Source organism: Kitasatospora sp. NPDC059812 (assembly GCF_042732075.1).
GTDB lineage: Bacteria > Actinomycetota > Actinomycetes > Streptomycetales > Streptomycetaceae > Kitasatospora.
In genome coordinates this window covers 1-17,900 of the sequence record NZ_JBHWIO010000032.1, presented here as the reverse complement: position 1 = coordinate 17,900, position 17,900 = coordinate 1, and the positions used below count along the sequence as shown (strand labels likewise).

At 69.8% G+C, this 17,900-nt stretch carries 20 protein-coding genes; 12 read left to right on the top strand and 8 right to left on the bottom strand.

Annotation, left to right across the window (positions count from 1 at the left end; genetic code table 11):
- Positions 1-248 precede the first annotated feature (248 nt).
- The 3 genes from ACFV6D_RS18110 (at position 249) to ACFV6D_RS18100 (ending at position 3,509) form a co-directional block, all read left to right on the top strand.
- Complete coding sequence (locus ACFV6D_RS18110) at positions 249-1,865, top strand: dolichyl-phosphate-mannose--protein mannosyltransferase (RefSeq protein WP_380560473.1); 1,617 nt, start codon at positions 249-251, stop codon at positions 1,863-1,865.
- Positions 1,866-1,915: 50 nt separating this feature from the next.
- Entirely contained in the window at positions 1,916-2,632 is a 717-nt protein-coding gene (locus tag ACFV6D_RS18105) for an ABC transporter permease (RefSeq protein ID WP_063351073.1), read from the top strand.
- 286 nt (positions 2,633-2,918) lie between these two features.
- Positions 2,919-3,509 (top strand): TMEM165/GDT1 family protein, encoded by a 591-nt coding sequence (locus ACFV6D_RS18100; protein WP_063351072.1) that lies wholly within the window; start codon positions 2,919-2,921, stop codon positions 3,507-3,509.
- Between the two features lie 17 nt (positions 3,510-3,526).
- On the opposite strand, the gene ACFV6D_RS18095 is transcribed toward ACFV6D_RS18100, so the two are convergent.
- Entirely contained in the window at positions 3,527-4,645 is a 1,119-nt protein-coding gene (locus ACFV6D_RS18095; RefSeq protein ID WP_380423692.1) for a peptidoglycan-binding protein, read from the bottom strand.
- Between the two features lie 357 nt (positions 4,646-5,002).
- On the opposite strand from ACFV6D_RS18095, the gene ACFV6D_RS18090 reads away from it, so the two are divergent.
- A complete protein-coding gene (locus tag ACFV6D_RS18090; RefSeq protein WP_380423693.1) occupies positions 5,003-7,075 on the top strand; it encodes an MFS transporter in 2,073 nt (690 codons plus the stop codon).
- On the opposite strand, the gene ACFV6D_RS18085 is transcribed toward ACFV6D_RS18090, so the two are convergent.
- Together ACFV6D_RS18085 and ACFV6D_RS18080 are read right to left on the bottom strand one after the other, a co-directional pair.
- Positions 7,072-8,001: a S41 family peptidase gene (locus ACFV6D_RS18085; protein WP_380560472.1), complete on the bottom strand. Its 930-nt coding sequence runs from the start codon at positions 7,999-8,001 to the stop codon at positions 7,072-7,074. The genes ACFV6D_RS18090 and ACFV6D_RS18085 overlap by 4 nt on opposite strands.
- A gap of 159 nt (positions 8,002-8,160) precedes the next feature.
- Positions 8,161-8,670 (bottom strand): MarR family winged helix-turn-helix transcriptional regulator, encoded by a 510-nt coding sequence (locus ACFV6D_RS18080; protein WP_380490999.1) that lies wholly within the window; start codon positions 8,668-8,670, stop codon positions 8,161-8,163.
- Positions 8,671-8,748: 78 nt separating this feature from the next.
- On the opposite strand from ACFV6D_RS18080, the gene ACFV6D_RS18075 reads away from it, so the two are divergent.
- Positions 8,749-9,159 (top strand): cupin domain-containing protein, encoded by a 411-nt coding sequence (locus ACFV6D_RS18075; protein WP_380560471.1) that lies wholly within the window; start codon positions 8,749-8,751, stop codon positions 9,157-9,159.
- Between the two features lie 76 nt (positions 9,160-9,235).
- On the opposite strand, the gene ACFV6D_RS18070 is transcribed toward ACFV6D_RS18075, so the two are convergent.
- On the bottom strand, positions 9,236-9,424 hold the full coding sequence (locus tag ACFV6D_RS18070; RefSeq protein ID WP_063347404.1) for a hypothetical protein: 189 nt from the start codon (positions 9,422-9,424) through the stop codon (positions 9,236-9,238).
- A gap of 519 nt (positions 9,425-9,943) precedes the next feature.
- On the opposite strand from ACFV6D_RS18070, the gene ACFV6D_RS18065 reads away from it, so the two are divergent.
- On the top strand, positions 9,944-10,237 hold the full coding sequence (locus ACFV6D_RS18065; protein ID WP_063347403.1) for a hypothetical protein: 294 nt from the start codon (positions 9,944-9,946) through the stop codon (positions 10,235-10,237).
- 134 nt (positions 10,238-10,371) lie between these two features.
- Here the strand turns inward: ACFV6D_RS18065 and ACFV6D_RS18060 are convergent, their stop codons facing one another.
- Together ACFV6D_RS18060 and ACFV6D_RS18055 are read right to left on the bottom strand one after the other, a co-directional pair.
- Positions 10,372-10,914: a helix-turn-helix domain-containing protein gene (locus ACFV6D_RS18060; RefSeq protein WP_380560470.1), complete on the bottom strand. Its 543-nt coding sequence runs from the start codon at positions 10,912-10,914 to the stop codon at positions 10,372-10,374.
- 27 nt (positions 10,915-10,941) lie between these two features.
- A complete protein-coding gene (locus ACFV6D_RS18055) occupies positions 10,942-11,178 on the bottom strand; it encodes a hypothetical protein (protein ID WP_380560469.1) in 237 nt (78 codons plus the stop codon).
- 142 nt (positions 11,179-11,320) lie between these two features.
- On the opposite strand from ACFV6D_RS18055, the gene ACFV6D_RS18050 reads away from it, so the two are divergent.
- Positions 11,321-11,650, top strand: coding sequence for an antibiotic biosynthesis monooxygenase (locus tag ACFV6D_RS18050; RefSeq protein WP_363372301.1), 330 nt, complete (start codon positions 11,321-11,323; stop codon positions 11,648-11,650).
- A gap of 69 nt (positions 11,651-11,719) precedes the next feature.
- Here ACFV6D_RS18050 and ACFV6D_RS18045 read toward each other — a convergent pair whose 3' ends face one another.
- A complete protein-coding gene (locus ACFV6D_RS18045; RefSeq protein WP_380560468.1) occupies positions 11,720-12,433 on the bottom strand; it encodes a creatininase family protein in 714 nt (237 codons plus the stop codon).
- A gap of 18 nt (positions 12,434-12,451) precedes the next feature.
- Positions 12,452-13,414 carry a hypothetical protein gene (locus tag ACFV6D_RS18040; protein ID WP_380560467.1) on the bottom strand — a complete coding sequence of 321 codons (963 nt, stop codon included), beginning with the start codon at positions 13,412-13,414 and terminating at the stop codon, positions 12,452-12,454.
- Between the two features lie 75 nt (positions 13,415-13,489).
- On the opposite strand from ACFV6D_RS18040, the gene ACFV6D_RS18035 reads away from it, so the two are divergent.
- The 5 genes from ACFV6D_RS18035 to ACFV6D_RS18015 all read left to right on the top strand — a co-directional run bounded on the left by ACFV6D_RS18035 (position 13,490) and on the right by ACFV6D_RS18015 (position 17,575).
- Complete coding sequence (locus ACFV6D_RS18035) at positions 13,490-13,699, top strand: hypothetical protein (RefSeq protein WP_380560466.1); 210 nt, start codon at positions 13,490-13,492, stop codon at positions 13,697-13,699.
- Between the two features lie 195 nt (positions 13,700-13,894).
- The gene (locus tag ACFV6D_RS18030) at positions 13,895-14,368 is read left to right on the top strand and encodes an ATP-binding protein (protein WP_380560465.1); all 474 of its coding nucleotides are present in this window, start codon (positions 13,895-13,897) and stop codon (positions 14,366-14,368) included.
- Between the two features lie 253 nt (positions 14,369-14,621).
- Positions 14,622-14,852 carry a hypothetical protein gene (locus tag ACFV6D_RS18025; RefSeq protein ID WP_380560464.1) on the top strand — a complete coding sequence of 77 codons (231 nt, stop codon included), beginning with the start codon at positions 14,622-14,624 and terminating at the stop codon, positions 14,850-14,852.
- A gap of 1,065 nt (positions 14,853-15,917) precedes the next feature.
- Positions 15,918-16,970, top strand: a complete 1,053-nt coding sequence (locus ACFV6D_RS18020) for a ParA family protein (RefSeq protein WP_380560463.1) — start codon at positions 15,918-15,920, stop codon at positions 16,968-16,970.
- Positions 16,970-17,575, top strand: coding sequence for a hypothetical protein (locus ACFV6D_RS18015; protein ID WP_380560462.1), 606 nt, complete (start codon positions 16,970-16,972; stop codon positions 17,573-17,575). The genes ACFV6D_RS18020 and ACFV6D_RS18015 overlap by 1 nt, the downstream gene beginning before the upstream one ends.
- Positions 17,576-17,900 lie beyond the last annotated feature (325 nt).

Genomic DNA, 17,900 nt, shown 5'->3' with positions numbered 1-17,900 from the left:
CCCCAACACCCCTGTCTCCGGGCTCCAGCTACGAGGTCGGGGGCGCGCCCGCGGGGGGGGTGTGGCGGCGGGCGGCGGGCCCCCGTAAGCAAGCGGCGGGCCGCGGGGCCCCCAGGGGGTCACCTGGTCGGCCCCCGTCGCGCTTGGCTTCGCGACCACCGCCACATAGTGTCAGTGGCTGTTGGCCGCCCGGCCCGGTCGGTACAGGAGACCCGGCCGGCACAGGAGACAGGCGAATCGGCGAGGCAATGACGCAAGCGGCGCTCACGCACCCCCCGGCGGTCCAGGCCCCGGCCCCCGCCGCCCCGGCACCGGCCCGGGGCCGGCTGCTCCGCCTGTCGGCCGACTGGTCCGGCTGGCTCGGGCCGATCGGCGTCGCGCTCTTCGCCGGCCTGCTGCGGTTCTGGAACCTCGGCTACCCCAACGCCTTCGTCTTCGACGAGACGTACTACCCCAAGGACGCCTGGTCGCTGCTGCGGCAGGGCTACGAGGGCAGCTGGCCGGACCACGCCAACACCGACGTCCTGGCCGTCCCGCAGCACATCCCGCTCACCTCCGCGCCCGAGTTCATCGCCCACCCGCCGCTCGGCAAATGGGTGATGGCGATCGGCGAACAGCTGTTCGGCATGCACCCCTTCGGCTGGCGGTTCATGACCGCCCTGCTCGGCACCGTCACCGTGCTGATGCTCGCCCGGATCGGCCGCCGGCTCTTCGGCTCCACCCTGATCGGCTGCACCGCGGCCCTGTTGATGGCCGTCGACGGCCTCCAACTGGTGATGAGCCGGGTCGGGCTGCTCGACGGCATCCAGATGTTCTTCGTGCTCGCCGCCTTCGGCAGCCTCCTGATCGACCGCGACCACGTCCGCGCCCGGCTGGTCGGCGTCACCGACGGTGACCGCGCCCGGCTCGGCCTGCGCCCCTGGCGGATCGCCGCCGGGGTGCTCCTCGGCGCCGCCTGCGCCGTCAAGTGGAACGGCGCGATGATCCTCGCCGCCTTCGGCCTGCTGACCGTCCTGTGGGACCAGTCCGGCCGTCGCGGGGCCGGCGCCCGCCGCCCCTGGCGCTCGATGCTGCGCCGCGACGCCGTCCCCGCCTTCCTCGCCATGGTCGGCTCCGCCCTGGTGGTGTACGTCGGCGCCTGGGCCGGCTGGCTCGCCAGCGGCGGCAACGGCGAGGGCGGGTACGACCGGCACTGGGCCGACGGCCGCCCCGGCCTGTCCCCGGACACCTTCCTCGGCGTCCCGCTGCCGCAGGTGTCGATGAGCTGGGTGCCCGCGTCGCTGCGCAGCCTGTGGCACTACCACTCGCAGATGTACGACTTCAATACCGGGCTGAGCACCCCGCACACCTACCAGTCCAACCCCTTCAGCTGGCTGGTCGTCGGCCGCCCCGTCTCCATGTACTGGGAGCAGGTCCCGAACGGGCAGCACGGCTGCACCGCCACCGGCGGCTGCGCGTCCCAGATCCTCGGCCTCGGCACCCCGCTGCTCTGGTGGACGGCCTGCTTCGCCCTGGTCTACCTGCTGTGGCGCTGGTTCTTCCGCCGGGACTGGCGCTCGGGCGCCGTGCTGTGCGCCGTCGCCGGGATCTACCTGCCCTGGTTCCAGTACCAGGAGCGGACCGTCTTCTCCTTCTACATGGTCGTCCTGGTGCCGTTCCTGTGCCTGGCCGTCGCGCAGATGCTCGGGGCGATCCTCGGCCCGGCCGGGTGCAGCCCCGAACGCCGCCGGATCGGCGCGGCCGGCGCCGGGCTGATCGTGCTCGCCATCGTCGCCTGCTTCGCCTTCTTCTACCCGCTGTACACGGCGGAGGTGATCCCGATGACGTCCTGGCAGGACCGGATGTGGTTCACCAGCTGGATCTGACACCGGTGCCCCTGTCCGCCGCGGGCGGTCAGCTGCTGCCCGTCACCCCGATGCTCGGGGTGGTCACCGCCGTCCTGCTGCTGGCCGCCGTCGCGGTGGCCGGCCGGGGCCTGCTCGGCCACGGGCACGCGGTGCTGCGGGCCGGACTGCGCGCGGTGGTGCAACTGGCCGCCGTCGCCGCGGTGATCAGCTGGGTGGTCGGCTCGCTCTGGTGGTCGGCGCTGTTCGTGCTGCTGATGTTCACCGTCGCGGTGCGCACCGCCGGGCGGCGGATGACCCCCGGCCCCGACTGGGTCTGGGCGGCCGCGCCGATCGGCGCCGGCGTGCTGCCGGCGCTCGCCCTGCTGCTGGCCGTCGGACTGCTGCCGGCCAAGGGCCTGTCCGTCATCCCCGTCGCCGGCATCCTGATCGGCGGCGCGCTCACCGCCACCTCGCTGGCCGGGCGGCGCGCCCTCGACGAACTGCGGCAGCGCCGCGGCGAGGTGGAGGCGGCCCTGGCGCTCGGCTTCGAGGACCGCGACGCCCGGCTGGAGATCTGCCGCACCGCCGCCGCGACCTCGCTGGTGCCCGCTCTCGACCAGACCCGGACGGTCGGCCTGGTCACCCTCCCCGGCGCCTTCGTCGGCATGCTGCTCGGCGGCGCCTCGCCCGTCCAGGCGGGGGCGGTGCAGCTGTTCGTGCTGGTCGGGCTGCTGGCGGTGGAGTCGGTGGCGATCGTGGTGGTGCTGGAGCTGGTCGGCCGGGGGCTGGTGAGCGCGGGCTGGTGAGCGCGCGGGCTGGTGAGCGCTGGGGGGCCGGGGCGGGGGCGGGTACCGGGCCGCCTTGGGTACTGGACGCGGTCGGGTACCCTTGAGCACGTTGAAGGGGAGTAGCCCTCCACCGGACCGTCGACATACTGGCCCTCACGGGCCCGGCGCCCGGGGCACCCGATCCTCCGGGGTCGGTGCCGGCGAGACCTTCGGCCGCAGTGCTGTGACCATGACCAGTGCTGTCGGGCCGAAGCGTCCCCTGACGGACCTGCGGAGGCCGGGCAGCCCGACCGAGGGACCCTTTCTGATGAGTTTGACCGTGGCCGCGCTGACGTTCGGCATCATCTTCCTGGCCGAACTGCCGGACAAGACCGCGCTGGCCAGCCTCGTACTCGGCACCAAGTACCGTGCCAGCTACGTCTTCGCGGGTGTCGCCGCGGCGATGGGCGTTCAGGTCGTCCTCGCCCTCGCCGCCGGGCACCTGCTCTCGCTGCTGCCGCACCGCTGGGTCGAGGGCGTCACCGGCGTGCTGTTCCTGGCCGGTGCGGCCATGCTGCTCTTCCACGGCGGGGGCGACGACGAGGAGGGGCACGCCGCCAAGGAGCCGTCCTCGAACAGCTTCTGGAAGGTGGCCGGGGCCAGCTTCTTGGTCGTCGCGGTCGCCGAGTTCGGCGACCTGACCCAGATCATGACCGCCAACCTGGCCGCCAAGTACGCCGATCCGCTGGCCGTCGGCCTCGGCGCGTGGCTGGCGCTGTGCGCGGTCGGCGGGCTCGCCATCGTGGGCGGGCAGAAGCTGCTCAAGTACGTGCCGATGAAGCTGATCATCCGGGTCGCGGCGGCGATCATGGTGGTGCTGGCGGGCATCAGCATCTTCGGGGCGATCACCGGCTGACCCCTTGTCCGCGGGGCTCAGCAGCCCGGGTCGGCCTCCAGGGCGGCCCGGGTCTTCGGGCCGTAGACGAAGGTCTCGCCCTTGATCCGGTTGCTGGTCTGGTAGTCGCCGAGCACCGACCGGGTCCAGAAGTCGAAGGTCCCGGTGATCATCGACTTGTCGACGTATCCGCACTCGGCCGCCCACAGCCGCTGCTGCATGTCCTTGACGTCGGCGCCGGTCATCCCCATCTGGAGCACCCGGGTGGTCGGGGTCGGCGTCGGAGTGGGGGTCGGGGTCGGCGTGGGCGTCGCGGTGGTGGGGGTGGGCGTGGGCGTCGCGGGCGCGGTCGGGGCGGAAGCGGGGGCCGGGGGAGCGGCGACCGGGGCCTGGGTGGTCGGCGTCGGCGCCGGGGTGGCCGTCTTCGTCGGGCTCGGCTTGCGGGTGGGGGGCGACGTCGGGCTCGGTGCCTCGCTGGTCGGCGGCGGCGGCGTGGCCGGGTCCGTCGGTGCCGGGGCGGTCGGCTCCACCGGCGCGGGCGCCAGGGTGGTGGGCAGCGGCTGCGCCTGCCGGGTCGTCGGCGCGGGCGAGGGCGTCACCGCGTACGCGATGCCGATGGTGAGCGCGACCAGGCCGGCGCCCACCCCGGCCAGCAGCAGCTTGTGCCGGGCCAGCGGGTTCTGCGCGGCCTGCTCGGCGGCTCTGCGCGCGGCCCGGCCGCCGACGGGCTCCGGCTCGGGCCCGGGCGTCGCGTGGTCGAAGGGGAAGACTCCGAGGTCGCCGCCGGACGCGGCCTGCGGGGCTGTCGCCGCCGCGTAGGCGCCCGGCCCGGAGGCGGGCACCGGCGGCAGCACGGTGGTGGCGTAGGCGTCGGCGTCCGGCCCCAGCGGGGGAACCACGGGCGGGGCGGGGTGGACGGGGGCCGGTTGTCCCGGGGCGACCGGCGGCAGGACGGCGGTCGCGAACGGGTCGACGGCGGGGACGTCCGCCACGGGCTCCTCGGCGACCTGGCCGACGGCCTGCGGCACGTACGGGCGGACCAGTGGCGGGCCTTCGAGGTGCGGGAGGACGGCCGTCTCGGTGAGGCTCGGGTCCGGGACGCAGCCGCACCCAGTGGAGCGTGCGGTGCCGCACGTCGGGCAGTGCTGGTCCGGCATCGGCCGGTCCTCCTCGGTTCTCGGGCGGTCTGCGTGCCCCGGGGCGGTTCCCGGGCTCACGATCGCGCCTGATTATGCAGGACGTCCCGGAGGGGGGACAGGGGCGTCCGGACCCGGGCGGGGGTGTTGTGCCGGTTGGTGGCGGTTGTTTCCCGAGGAACGGTCGGGGAGCGGCGGATGTCCCCGGTGCCGGCGGTCGGGTCGGTGCGGTGTGTCCTGGGTCGGTGGGCCCGGCGGCTACGTTCGGCTCAATCCGAGGGAGCAAACCGGGGCATTTCTGACAGCATGGTGAGCTGGGAGTGATCATCCGCACGGGCCCGCCGCCTCGGCCGGGGCCCGCGACCCTACGGAGCCGCCATGACGGACTCGCGCGCCGCGTCCGACCGCAGCCCGGCGTACGAGCCCGGCCCGCCGGAGGTCACCGTCCCCAACCTCTGGGTGCCGATCGGTGCCCTGCTGCTGGCGATGCTGCTCGCCGCCCTCGACCAGACCATCGTCTCCACCGCGCTGCCCACCATCGTCAGCGACCTCGGCGGCCTGGACCACATCTCCTGGGTGGTCACCGCCTACCTGCTGGCCTCCACCGCCGCCACCCCGCTCTGGGGCAAGCTCGGCGACATGTACGGCCGGAAGCGCTTCTTCCAGGCCTCCATCGTGATCTTCCTGCTCGGCTCCGTACTCTGCGGCATCGCCCAGAACATGGGCGAACTCATCGCCTTCCGCGCGCTGCAGGGCCTGGGCGGCGGCGGGCTGATCGTGCTCACCCAGGCCATCGTCGGCGACCTCGTCTCCCCCCGGGACCGTGGCAAGTACCAGGGCCTCTTCGGCGCCGTCTTCGGCGTGACCAGCGTCCTCGGGCCGCTGCTCGGCGGACTGTTCGTCGACAACCTCAGCTGGCGCTGGGTCTTCTACATCAACCTGCCGATCGGCATCGTCGCCCTGGTGGTGATCGCCGCCGTCCTGCCCGGGCAGGAGGCCAGGCGCCAGCACCGGATCGACTACCTCGGCACCGTGCTGATCGCCGCCGTCGCCACCTGCCTGGTGCTGATGACCTCCCTCGGCGGCACCACCTGGGGCTGGACCTCCTGGCAGATCGTCGGGCTCGGCGTGCTCGGCCTGGTGCTGCTGCTCGCCTTCGTCCTGGTCGAGCGGACGGCCAGCGAACCGGTGCTGCCGCTGCGGCTGTTCCGCTCCCGGACGTTCAGCCTGGTCGCGGTGATCTCCTTCGTGGTCGGCTTCGCGATGTTCGGCGCCCTCACCTACCTGCCGACCTTCCTCCAGGTCGTCAAGCAGGTCTCGCCCACCCTGTCCGGCATCCACATGCTGCCGATGGTGCTCGGCATGCTGCTCACCTCGATCGGCTCCGGCCAGATCGTCGCCCGCACCGGCCACTACCGGATCTTCCCGATCGCCGGGACGGCCGTCACCACCGTCGGCCTGCTGCTGCTCTCCCGGCTCGACGAGCACAGCAGCACCACCGAGATGAGCCTCTACTTCCTGGTCTTCGGCCTCGGGCTGGGCCTGGTCATGCAGGTGCTGGTGCTGATCGTGCAGAACTCCGTCGGCTACCAGGACCTCGGCGTCGCCACCGCCGGCGCCACCTTCTTCCGCTCCATCGGCGCCTCCTTCGGCGTCTCCATCTTCGGCAGCCTGTTCGCCAGCGGGCTGCGCGACCGGCTCGCCGACGCCCTCACCGGCCTGCCGCTGCCGCCCGGCTTCCACCCCGAGGCCATCACCTCCGACCCGCGGGTGATCACCCGGTTGCCCGCCGTCGTCCAGGAAGCCGTCCACCACGCGTACGCCGAGTCGATCACCCGGGTGTTCCTGTACGCGGTGCCCGTCGCGGTGGTCGCCTTCGTGCTGTCGCTGTTCCTACGCGAACAGAAGCTGCGCTCCACCGTCACCGCACCCGACCTGAGCGAATCCATCGGCCTCAACCCCGTCCAACGCTCGTCGCTGGACGAGATCGCCCGCGCGCTCTCGATGCTGAGCACCCGCGAGGCCCGGCGCGACCTCTTCCGGCGGATCACCGAGGGGGCCGGGCTGGACCTCCAACCCGCCTCCAGCTGGCTGCTGTTGCAGATGCACCACCACGGCTCGGTCGAGCCGGCCGAACTCGCCGAGCGGCGGATCATCCCGATCGCCGTCATCGAGAGCGCCGTCCGGGAAGTCGAGGGCCGCGGCCTCGCCGCCCGCAGCGGCGGGCTGGCGCTACGGCTCACCGAACCGGGGGCGGAGACGGCCGTCAAGCTGGTCGCCGCCCGGCGCTCGCAACTCGCCGACCTGCTCGGCGACTGGGACGAGCAGCAGTACGCCGACCTCGCCGACCTGCTCACCCGCCTCAGCTCCACCCTCTGCGCCGACCGGCGCGACCGCCCGGACCGGCCCGCCCACGAGCCGCCGTACCGGGGGGAGGGGCGGTCGTTCTAGCCTGCCTTGCAGGGGGTTTGGATGGAGAGCCAGGCGACGGCGGCGGCGAGCGCGGGGTCGTCGTCCTTGCGGGGGTCGGCCGTTTCGACCGCCTCGTCCGGCTCGATCGGGCCCTCGTGGACCCGGCCGGTGCGGTCGGCCTCGGCGGCGCCGGTGAGCAGCAGGACGGCGCCGTCCGACAGCCGGTGGGCGGCGTTGCCGGTGGGCACCCCGTAGGTGGGCTGGCCGAAGCTGCGGGTGGCCGGGCGGCCGATGAAGGCGATGGCGACCGCCTCGCCCGCGCTGCCGGTCGCGCGGCCGGTGAGGACGGCGACGGGCGTTTCGGGCGTCTTGTCGTGGTGGGTGGGCGCCTTGTCGTGGTGGGTGGCGGGGGAGGCCTGCGGGGCGTCGTCCAGGTACGGCACGCCGTCGCGGACCGACCAGGTGCTGCGGGTGCCGTCCGCGGTGACGAAGGCGCCCAGCGGGCCGTCGCCGAGGATCGGCGCCGCGACGGCCAGCGGGGCCCACATCCCGCCCCCGGTCTCGCCCCGCAGGTCCACCACCCAGCCGCAGGCGCTCACTTCGGCGACGGCGGCGCGGCCGCGGGCGACGTACTCGGCGTAGGTGCGCTCCGATCCGTTCACCGCCGGGAGATTCAACTGGACGATGCGGCCGGGGAGTTGCCGGGCGGTCGGGGCGTTCACGGCCTCCGGGTCGGCGTCGACCTTCGCCGCCTGGTCGGGCGGGTAGAAACGGCTGTGGTGGTCGTCGAGGGCGGTGACGGCGGCCCTGATCGCGGTGTGGGTGTCGGCCGGGGTGCGGGCCGTGGCCGCCTGGGCGAAGGCCTGGGTGCGGAGTTTCGGCCAGTCCACCTTCGCGGTGTTGAGGGACTTCTGCTGGATGAGGTCCAGGGCCTCCGAGAGGTAGCCGCGGGCCTCCGGGGACATGCGCTCGGGGGCTGGTGGCCCTGGAGCCGGTGATTCGGGGGCCGGTGAGGAGCACGCCGCGAGCACCAGTACGGCCGCCGCCGTGACCGTCCGCCCCAGCCGTCTCATCCGCTTCCCCTCCGCTGGCCCCTCATGACTCGCACCACTCCTGATCCTCCCTCACGGACCGCCGAACCAGCGAGGGGTGTCGAGGCGGAACGGGTCGCCGGGGGCGAGCAGGCGCAGGGCCGTCTCCACCTCGCGCAGGCGCTCCTCGCCCAGGGTGGCGGACCACTCGGCGCGCAGCTCGTCGAAGATCCGGGCCGACCGGACCAGGCAGTCCACCCCGCGGGCGGTCAGTCGGACGACCTTGCGGCGGGCGTCGGCCGGGTCGCCGCCGCGTTCGACGTAGCCGAGCTGCTCCAAGTTCTCGATGGTCTTGCCGGCGGCCTGCTTGGAGACGCCGAGCCGGCGGCCGAGGTCGACGGCGGTGGTGCCGTGCGGTCCGATCGCCTGGAAGACGAAGCCGTGCATGGGCCGCAGGTCGGGGTGGCCCTCGCGGGCGATGCGCTCGTGCAACTCGTCGATGATCGTCCGGAAGGCGAGCAGCAGGCGCAGCGGCAACTCGAAGCCGGGCGGGGCGGGTTCGCCTGCGGGGGCGCTTGTGGGTGTGCTCGTGGGTGTGCTCACGGGCTCGCTTGACATGGGTAGACAACCTCATTGACCATATAGACAACGTCATTGACCATCTTAGGGGGTTCCCTCGCCATGCCCGTGATCCGCCACGCCGACGCCCGTCGCACCGAAACGCCGAACGCCGTCATGACCACCTACGCCTCACCCACCCAGGGCTCAACCGCCCTCGCCCTGTGGCAGGTCGACATGACGGCCGGCAAGAGCGGCCCGCTCCACGCCATGGACGTCGAACAGATCTGGACGCTGCTCACCGGCACCGCCACCGTCACCCTCCCCGACGGCCCGGTGCCCCTCACCGCCGGCGACACCCTCGTCCTCCCCGCCGACCTCGCCCGCCGGATCACCACCGCCGACGGCTTCACCGCCATCGTCGCCGGCCCGTCCCCCGCCCACGCCTACAACCCCGACGCCGTCACCCCCGAAGGCGCCTGCGGCCTCGCCCCCCGCGACGCCGAGCGCCTCCTCCCGCCGTGGATCGCCTGACCCACGAAGCGGTCCGGGCATGAGTACGGGGACGGTCGAGGGCCCACCCCTGACCGTCCCCGCCCGGTCTTGGCCGCTACTTCCGGTCGTCGATGTCGTCCGGTAGGTCGTCCAGGTTCTGCTGGCCCTGCTGTTGGCCCTGCTGCTGGGTCTGGGCGGCCTTCTGTTGGGCGTCGTCCGCCTTCGGGGGCTTGTTGCCGAGGCGCGACTTCGCCTCCTCCTCCAACTGCTCGGCCTTGTCCCGGAACTTGTCGCCGATACCCATGGCTGTGCCCCATTCGGTTGGATTTCGGGTTCTCCAACCAGGCTTGCACGCCCCCTCTCCGCCTGCACTTCGGGCAAGTTGCCGCGGAGCGTCACGATCGACAGGCCCCGGATCGCCCGACCCGCCCACTGGTCGCACCGGAAGCAGCAGCCTTGTCCTGTCTCCGGGTCGAACGCGATGGGCTGATCACACAGCGGACAGTCCACAGGTCTCCTGCGCGCTCAGGTCGACCTCCCCGCACTTGATGGCGCTGGTGAACTCCGCCCACGCCTCGCGGGTCATGGCGACCACCTCGTCGGGCCGCATCCCAGTTGGCGAATCTTGGGTCTGGAAACGGCATCACACTCAGGGCGCGTGCTTCGAGCTGGGGTCGGGACCGTTGGCGGCCACGGCCGGAAACTTCCGGAGCGCCCCGCCCAGCCGGCCGGACGAGCGATCAGAACGGCGATGGTTTGGTGACGGACAGTCATGGGAAGGTCCAGGCGCGTCGGCAGCGAGCCGGCCAGTGAGGAGACAGTCATGCCCGAGACCACGCCCAACTCAAAGGGCCCGGCCCCGATCAAGCTCACGCCCGGGACGGCCGAACCCGTGCTGGTCCCGGCCGATCAGGTCAAGCCCGAGGATATCGGCACACTGTCGATCGAGTACCGGGACGGTCAGCCCGTCGTTGTCGTCAGCGGCGGGACGGCCATTCCAGCGGGGCTCACGGTCGTGGATGGCGCCGGGATTGCTCTCGCGGCGTACACGGCTGGGCCCACGTCCGCCACCACCCGGTTGGCGCCTGTGGTGGACTACCTCTGCTCGCGCTGGTGAACTGGCGCCGCCCCGGTACGGACCTCTCAGAGCCCGTACCGGGGCATCGTGCTGTCAAGATGGCGGACGCCAGAGACAGTGAAAGAGCCGTCCACCCACAGTGGGGCAGACGGCTCCCACGGCAGGCGCGGCGGCTACGACTCGGAGTCCTCCAAGTGCCGGTACAGCGTCGCCCGACTGATCCCGAGCGCCTTCGCGATGCTGCTCACGCTCTCCCCCTTGGCGCGGCGGTCGTCAATCAGCGACTGGGCGAACCGGTCCAGCTTCCACACGCACAGGGTGTCGCCTGGGCGGACGTAGTCCTTGGACCACGCTTGCGCCTGTCCGGGGAGCTTCGGGTGCATCCGCTCTGCCCGCTGCTTGATCTCGCTGTTCGGCACGAAGCCGTCCGGCGTTGCTTCGAAGTTGGCCGCCACCCAGTCGGCGAACGGGTCGGACTCCTCCCGGTATTCGCCGGTAGCCCTGGTGACTCGTTCCTGCTCGTTCAGGCCTTGCTTGAACCACTCGGCGGCGCGCCGGACCGCCCATGCCGCTGTGCCTTCCGCTTCGGCCAGTAGGCGGCCCTTGAATCCCTTGTCCTCCCTTCCGATGAACGACTCGTCCCACGGGACGCAGCGGAAGCGCCGCCAGATGCCTTCGTCGGTGCCTCGGATCGTCGGCTTGTCGTTGCCGGACATGATGAGCAGAGCGGTCGGTGTGAAGTCTTACGCGGGCTTGTACTTCTGGTGCGAGGTGAGCAGGACGGCGGCGGTGAAGAGCTTCACGAACGCTTCGTCCAGGCGGGCGGCCGTCCTCTCGCTGGACAGCACGAGCCGGGCACCGTGGAGCTTGGCCACCAGCGACCCGTTACGGCCGTTGCGCTGCTTCTCCCAGAGGTCCCAGCCCGACTTGCCGACGTCTTCGAAGTGGCCGTTGTTCTCCCAGCCCTTCGCGAGAATCAAGGCTTCGGTCTTCGTTCGCTGGGCAGCCGGGCGAAGCTTGAGAGTCGTCCTCACGCTTCTTTGACTGTCGTATGTAGGAGACTGCTCGCACGTGGTCAAGGTTAGGTGCCCAGGTAGAGGGCCTAGTGATGAGAGGTGTCATGTGAGTAGCGTCGTCAAGATCAACGTACTGACGGTTCCCGCCGAGCAGCGGGAGGTCCTGGAGCAGCGCTTCGCCTCCCGCGCCGGCGCGGTGGAGAACTCGGACGGCTTCGAGTGGTTCGAGCTCCTCCGCCCCGTCGAGGGCACCGACCAGTACCTCGTCTACACCCGCTGGCGCAGCGAGGAGGACTTCAAGGCGTGGATGGAGGGCCCCATGCAGGCCGCCCACCGCCCCGCCGCCCCGGAGGGCGAGGCCCCCAAGCGCCCCGCCGCCTCCGGCTCCACCCTCTGGTCCTTCGAGGTCGTCCAGTCCGCCGGCCCCAAGGCCTGACGCCTCAGGTCACTTTGCGGCTTTTCACTTCGGGCCCTTCCCCAGCCGGGGCAGGGCCCGAAGTGCCTCTCAGTCGCCCGCGAGGATCGAGAGATGCGAGGCGGCAGACCGGGACAGGCTGTCGAGGAGGGCTCGGCCCTTCGCCGCCGTTCCGAGGGAGGGCTGCCCGATGATGCCGTTCTTCGTGTACCCGGCCATGCCGAGCGTGAGTAGGTGCGGGCGCTCGGGGGCGGAGTGGTCATCCCGCTCGATGCCGTCGCGGATGAGCTCCGGGGCGCCGTGGAGGAGGAGCGACACCTCCAACTCGCCGCCGTGCATGTCCTCGGCGCCGCTGCTCACCAGGCCCGCTGCCTCGCGGGCCTGGTGCCAGTCCGCGTGAACCGGGAAGAGGGCGACGCGCGGACCGGAGGTGTTGGCCTCCTGGACGACGTTCGAGAGGACGTAGTTGCCCCCGTGGCCGTTCACGATGAGCAGGCCGGGAACACCGGACGCCTGGAGCGACTTCCAGATGTCGTTGACGACGGCATAGAGCGTGGCGGCGCTGATGCTGACGGTGCCGGGCATGTGGGCGTGCTCGTGAGAGCAGGACACCGTGATGGGCGGCAGGAGGAATAGGCCGTAGTCGGCGGCGATCCGTTGGGCGATCAGGCCGGCGACGACGGTGTCGGTGGTGAGCGGCAGATGGTCGCCATGCTGCTCGAAGCTGCCGACCGGCAGTACGGCGATCTTGGCGCCGCGCCGGTGTTCGTCTGCGGAGGTGGCGGCCGTGATCAGTGCGTCCATGGCCCCCACCCTCTCTCATCAGCCTGCCGCAGGTCGAGAGGGCACCGTGCCGCTCATCAGCTTCAACCGGCCGGTGAAGGTGGCGACTTCGGCCACGGAGCTCCACCGTTGAAGGGCCTTGTCTGCGGCGGACAGCTCCGCCATCGCTCGCGCGGACTCGGTGTCGATGGCGATCGACAGCGCGCGGTCCGCCGCTGCGGCGGCCTGCTCCGGCTCGCCGGACACCGCGTAGGCGCGGGCCAGCCGGGAGAGGTACACGCCTTGGTCGTTGCGGTACACCGGAGGGAGCGCCCGGAGCTCGGCCTCGAACATGGCCACCGCCGTGAGCGGGTCGCCCAGTTCGAGCAGGCAGTTCGCGCGCTGCATCTCGATGTACGTCGGCGTGCAGTAGGCCATGTCGAGGGCATCGTCGCGGTGCTCGTCGTCCGGTGACGCGGCCAGCTCGTGGGCCTCGTCGAACTTGACCTGGGCGAAGCGCTGGTTGCCCATGAGCGCGTGCCCCTGGGCCTCCTGCTGCGTGGCCAGGGCTCGGATGGGCGGGGTCGCCCCGGGTGAACGCTGGGCGGCGCGTGCCAGCCCGACGGCCTGCTGCGCGTTGCGGCGGGCCGTCGCCTGGTTGCTCTTCCTGAACAGGAGGTAGGCGGCCATGACGTCGTCGCCGGACTCCTGCGCCCACTCCATGGCGCGGTCCGACCAGTACATGGCTTGGTCGAAGTCGCCCAGGTCCTGGTTCAGCCAGCCCAGGAACTCGGCGGTCCGGGCGCCGATGGCGAGGATCTCGGCCCTGGCGCTCCCGTCGGCGGATTGCTGGAGACGGTCGAGTACTTCGACGTGTCGGGTGACCGGATCGAGCGCGTGGCGGGATCCCAGAAAGTTGGCGGTCCTGTAGTGGCCGGGCATCACCTCGCGGAGGTGGCCGACGAAGAACTCGGGGTCGACGGGTGGGCTGGGTCTTGCGGCGGCGAGACGGGGCTCGATCACGCAGCGCCTTGCCTGGGGCGGCGCGGTTGCTTGCTCCCAATTCCGGGTGGCCAGGCCCACCATGTGGCCCGGGATGTGGAGGCCGTCCGCGATGCGTTCGACGAGATCGATCTTCTCGATCCGCCGCTTCCCAGCCATTACCTCGCCGACACGGCTCGGGGTCAGGTCACAGGCTCGCGCGATGAGCGACGGGTAGACACCGGCCAGCTTGAGCAGCCGGAATACGGCGGCGAAGTCCCGCTGTCGGCACGCGGCGATCATCTCAGGATTGGCGAGCAGACCTGATGGAAGCCGGTCCGGAAGGCGAGCTTCGGTCACCATTGCCCCCGCTGTCGATCAGTGCTTCCTGAACGGAAGTTGATTGACCGTGAGTTTATCCACCTTGGGTATTCAGCCCGGGTGCGTCGACCGCATCGCCTCCCGGCAACCTGGAGCCACGGGCCGGAAGACCCGTTCCGGCCGCTGTCGAGCATCGGGAGGGTGGTGCACGTGATCAGCTCGGGAGAATCCCGGGACGACGCTGAGTCCAATGAGTCGGGCGTCGGGATAACCACGTTCGGGGCGATGCTCACCCGGCACCGAAAGTCCGCCGGCATGGCCAGGGAGCACATCCGGAAGTTCCTTGCGGAGGTTCCCGACGGCGCGGTCCTCGCGATGGACGGGCAGCTCGTGCTGACCGAGTTGGTGTCCAATGCCGTGGTCCACGGGCGGGTTTCGCCGGGGCGGGAGATTGCCGTCCGGTTCGAGCTGACCTGCGGCCATCTTCGTATCGAGGTGCACGACGCGAGCAGCGAGAAACCGACGATCCGGCGGTCGACCGTGTCCGACGAGCTGTCGGGGCGGGGACTGTTCCTGGTGGAGGCACTGTCCGTGGAGTGGGGTTGCGCGCCCCGCCCCGAAGGCTTCGGAAAGATCGCCTGGGCCTTGGTCGGCCCGGGACGGGGTGCCAGATGAGGAACGGTCGGGCGTTCGGATCGGCGGCGACGCGATGCTTCTACTGCGGTGCGGGCCTGCGGAAGGCCGTGACGCGGAACATCGTGGTCAACGGACAGGCGGTGGGCGTTCACATGTGGCATCCGCGCCGTGCGGGGGAGGTGCCGGCGCGATGACGGCGCTTCGGGATCACGACGGGGCCGAGTCGGCTTCCACTGGTGGCGAGGCGGGAGCGGCGTCGCGCCCGTTTCCGGTGGTGGTGGAGGTCCGCGGCGTGACGGAACCCGCACGCTTCTCCCGCCTTCCGGACGCGTTGGCCGCGCTCCTGGGATCGCTTCGCGCCCTCCCGCTCAGCACGGATCAGCAGGACTACTTCACCGAGTTGTTCGGCCCGTCCGCCGTGCAGAGGATCGGGCACCGGCTGGCCACTTTCGGCGAGGTGCGGACGCTGGCGTTCGTCGGCCTGACCCCGCACCTGGTCCGTCTCTACCCGGCCGAGTGGTGACCGCCGGCGAACGGCTCCGGGTCGGGCTTGACCGGCTGCTGACCTGGTGGCTCCTTACCGGCCAGTTCTGCTGGCCGGTAAGGGCGTTCTCGCCGAGTCGGCGCGCCGCGCAACGCGATGTCGCCGAATGGTGCGTCGATCCCGCGTTCAGCGACGCTGTGCGACTGCGGCTGATGCGTCGGATCTGGCTGGAGCAGAACGGAGTTACGGATCATCTGAGCCGACCTCCACGAAGCGGAAGTCAGCCATCGGATCTTCGGCTGCAAGGTGCCAACGCGGGAGGACAGCCACTGACTTGATCAAGGACAACCGAAGGCGTGCCGGACCACCCCGTGACCTTGGCGGGAACGGGGTAGCCCCGCTGGTCGGAGCCCGATGCCGATGGCATCGGGCTCCTCAGCATGTCTGCGCACGGATGGCCGGCTCGGTTGTTGATCAGGTGAGTTGAGAAGCAGTTGGACGGGGCCGACGACCTCAGTGCGGAGCTGGCGGCGAGCCCAAACCCGGACTCACGGGTATGGGAACCCCGGGTGGACTACGCAGCCGGCCGGTACGCCGTCCGCTGTATAGCGGACGAGTTGAAAACGCTCCTGGCAGACTGCGGCGTGAATCGCTCGAAGCTGCGCGCGATCGCTGACCCGGACGTCCGGAGAAGCACGCTGGTCCACCTGGAGGGTGCTCTGGAGGGGTGAGCGAGTCTTAAGGAACTGCTCCGCCTGACTGCTCACGTCCGCGGCGAGCTGACCTGATGTGGCCGGGCTGGACAGCTCGATGGGGCTACGGCTCGACCTGGCATGCCTCTCGCATGCGTCAGTGCCGCATGTCCGCGGCCAACGGCAACGGTCCTAAGCGATGGGGCTTGCCGAGAGCCAGCCTCGTCCGAACTTAGTGGGGGAGAGACCCTGGTGACCACTTCTCGGCGATGTGAGCGGCGAAGCCCAGGCCATGATGCGAAAAACCTACTCCCACCCAGCTTTCCGGTTGTAAGCTGCGCGCGTCAGTGAAGGCCGCTCACTGAACAAGCGCTGGGAGATACCAGCAATCAGCCCGCGAATTGAGGCGCCCATGACCAAGATCATCGCGATGTTCAACAATAAGGGTGGCGTAAGCAAGACCACTACCTGCTTCAATCTCTCATGGATGCTAGCTGAGCGCGGCAAGAAAGTCATAATGGTCGATGCCGACCCCCAGTGCAACCTTACTGGGATGGTCTTGGATCTGACGCAGAACGATGCTCTTGAGAGTTTTTACCGGGACAATCCGAACCGGAATCTTCGAGACGCATTGGACCCGGCATTTCAGTCTCGCCCTAGGCCGCTTGAGCCGGTGGAATGTGTCGAGGTTCCCGGGCGAAGTGGCCTTTACCTCATTCCCGGTCACGTGGGATTGGCCGAGGATGAGGTTTCGCTTGGAGTTGCGCAGCAGCTTTCCGAATCCATTCAGGCCCTAAAGAATCTGCCCGGTAGCTTTGCCCATCTATTTAAAATTACCGCCGCCGAATATGATGCCGACTACGTAATTCTCGACCTAAGCCCTGGGCTCGGGTCGATTAACCAGAACCTCGTGTCAATCTCGGACTATTTCATTGTGCCGGCGAGTCCTGATGTTTTCTCGGTCATGGCAATGGATTCGCTCGCGAGGGTAATCCCCAAGTGGGCACGGTGGGCCAATAGGGCTTCCGATCTTGAGGCCCTGTCAACGGCGGACTACATTTTCCCTAGGACTCGGCTCAAGTTTCTAGGGGTCATCGTCCAGCGTTATCGCCTTAAGAATGGCGCCCCCACTATCGCCTTCCGCGAGTATTTCAAGGCTCTCGATAAGGCGATCGACGAAAACCTCGTGCCCGCACTATCCTCCGCAGGTCTAATGCTGACGGAGGAAACATATGAGGCGGCGGAGCTGGAATCCGCCTTCAGGCTGGCTTCGATTCCCGACTTCAACGCCTTGATTGCAAATTCCCAGCAGAGCAGGAAGCCGGTATTTACTCTCACGCAGCAGGACGTATCCGGGCGCGGCGGATCGGTCTGGGAAATCACGGCCGAGAACATTGAGAAATTCCGCGAGACCTTTGATGGACTGGCTCGCAGAGTGGAGATCCTTACGGAGCAGGAGGCTTAGTGCCCACCCAGCGTTTAGGGGGATTCCATGCGCAGGCTGACAGGGCTCGCGATCTCATCGGGGTGGGGCAGTCAGTCGCGGCAATGACGGCTAATCGAATTGACGGTTCTGATCTGTACCGAGCGGCATTAGTTCACGCAGTGGCGGCGCTAGATTCATACGTCCACGGCGTGGTGCTTGATAGGGCTGTAGACATTCTGATGATGCGAACGCCTGCTGGGGGAGGGAATAAGGTCGGGCTGCACTTTGGTGCAATCAGCCAGATTGTCGCCGCCGCTGAAAATGGTCCAGCGGAAATGGAAATGGTGTCGCGGACATACATTTCCGAGAGGCTGGGGCTTGAGACCTATCAGCGCCCGGATGATATCAGCAAGGCGCTGGCCATGGTTGGAGTGGGAAAGATTTGGTCGGCGGCATTTGGCAAGGGTGCGACCTCTAGGCAGACAGCCCTTGGGTTGATTGTTAGTCGCAGGAATAGAATTGTTCATGAGTGTGACTTGGACCCGCTTAACCCTGGCTTTATTACGCCACTTTCCGCAGATGATGCAGTATCGGCGGTTCAAGCAATTCGCAGCATAGTCGCCGGGATCGATTCACGCTGCTAGAATGGGTGCTCGATTTTGTGTCTGGCCTGGGGCTGGGCATGGCCGGGGGCGTAAGTCGCTGTGGCTCGGTCAGGGTTTTTGGGCCTGACCGCAATTTGGCTGGGTGGCCCCCGGCCTTGCTCGATATGGGTCCAGGTCCGGAGGGGCGGGCAAAAACTGCGGAGCCGCCCGACTTGGCCACGACGGGCTCTGGCCTCGACGCCTGACCGACGCGCCCCCGGGGGCCCCCGCCCCCCGGGGCGCGGGGGGGGCCCGCCGGGCGGGGGGGGGGTGGCAATCTGGGGGACAGGGGTGTGGTGTTAAAAACAGGAGCCGGCGCCGACAA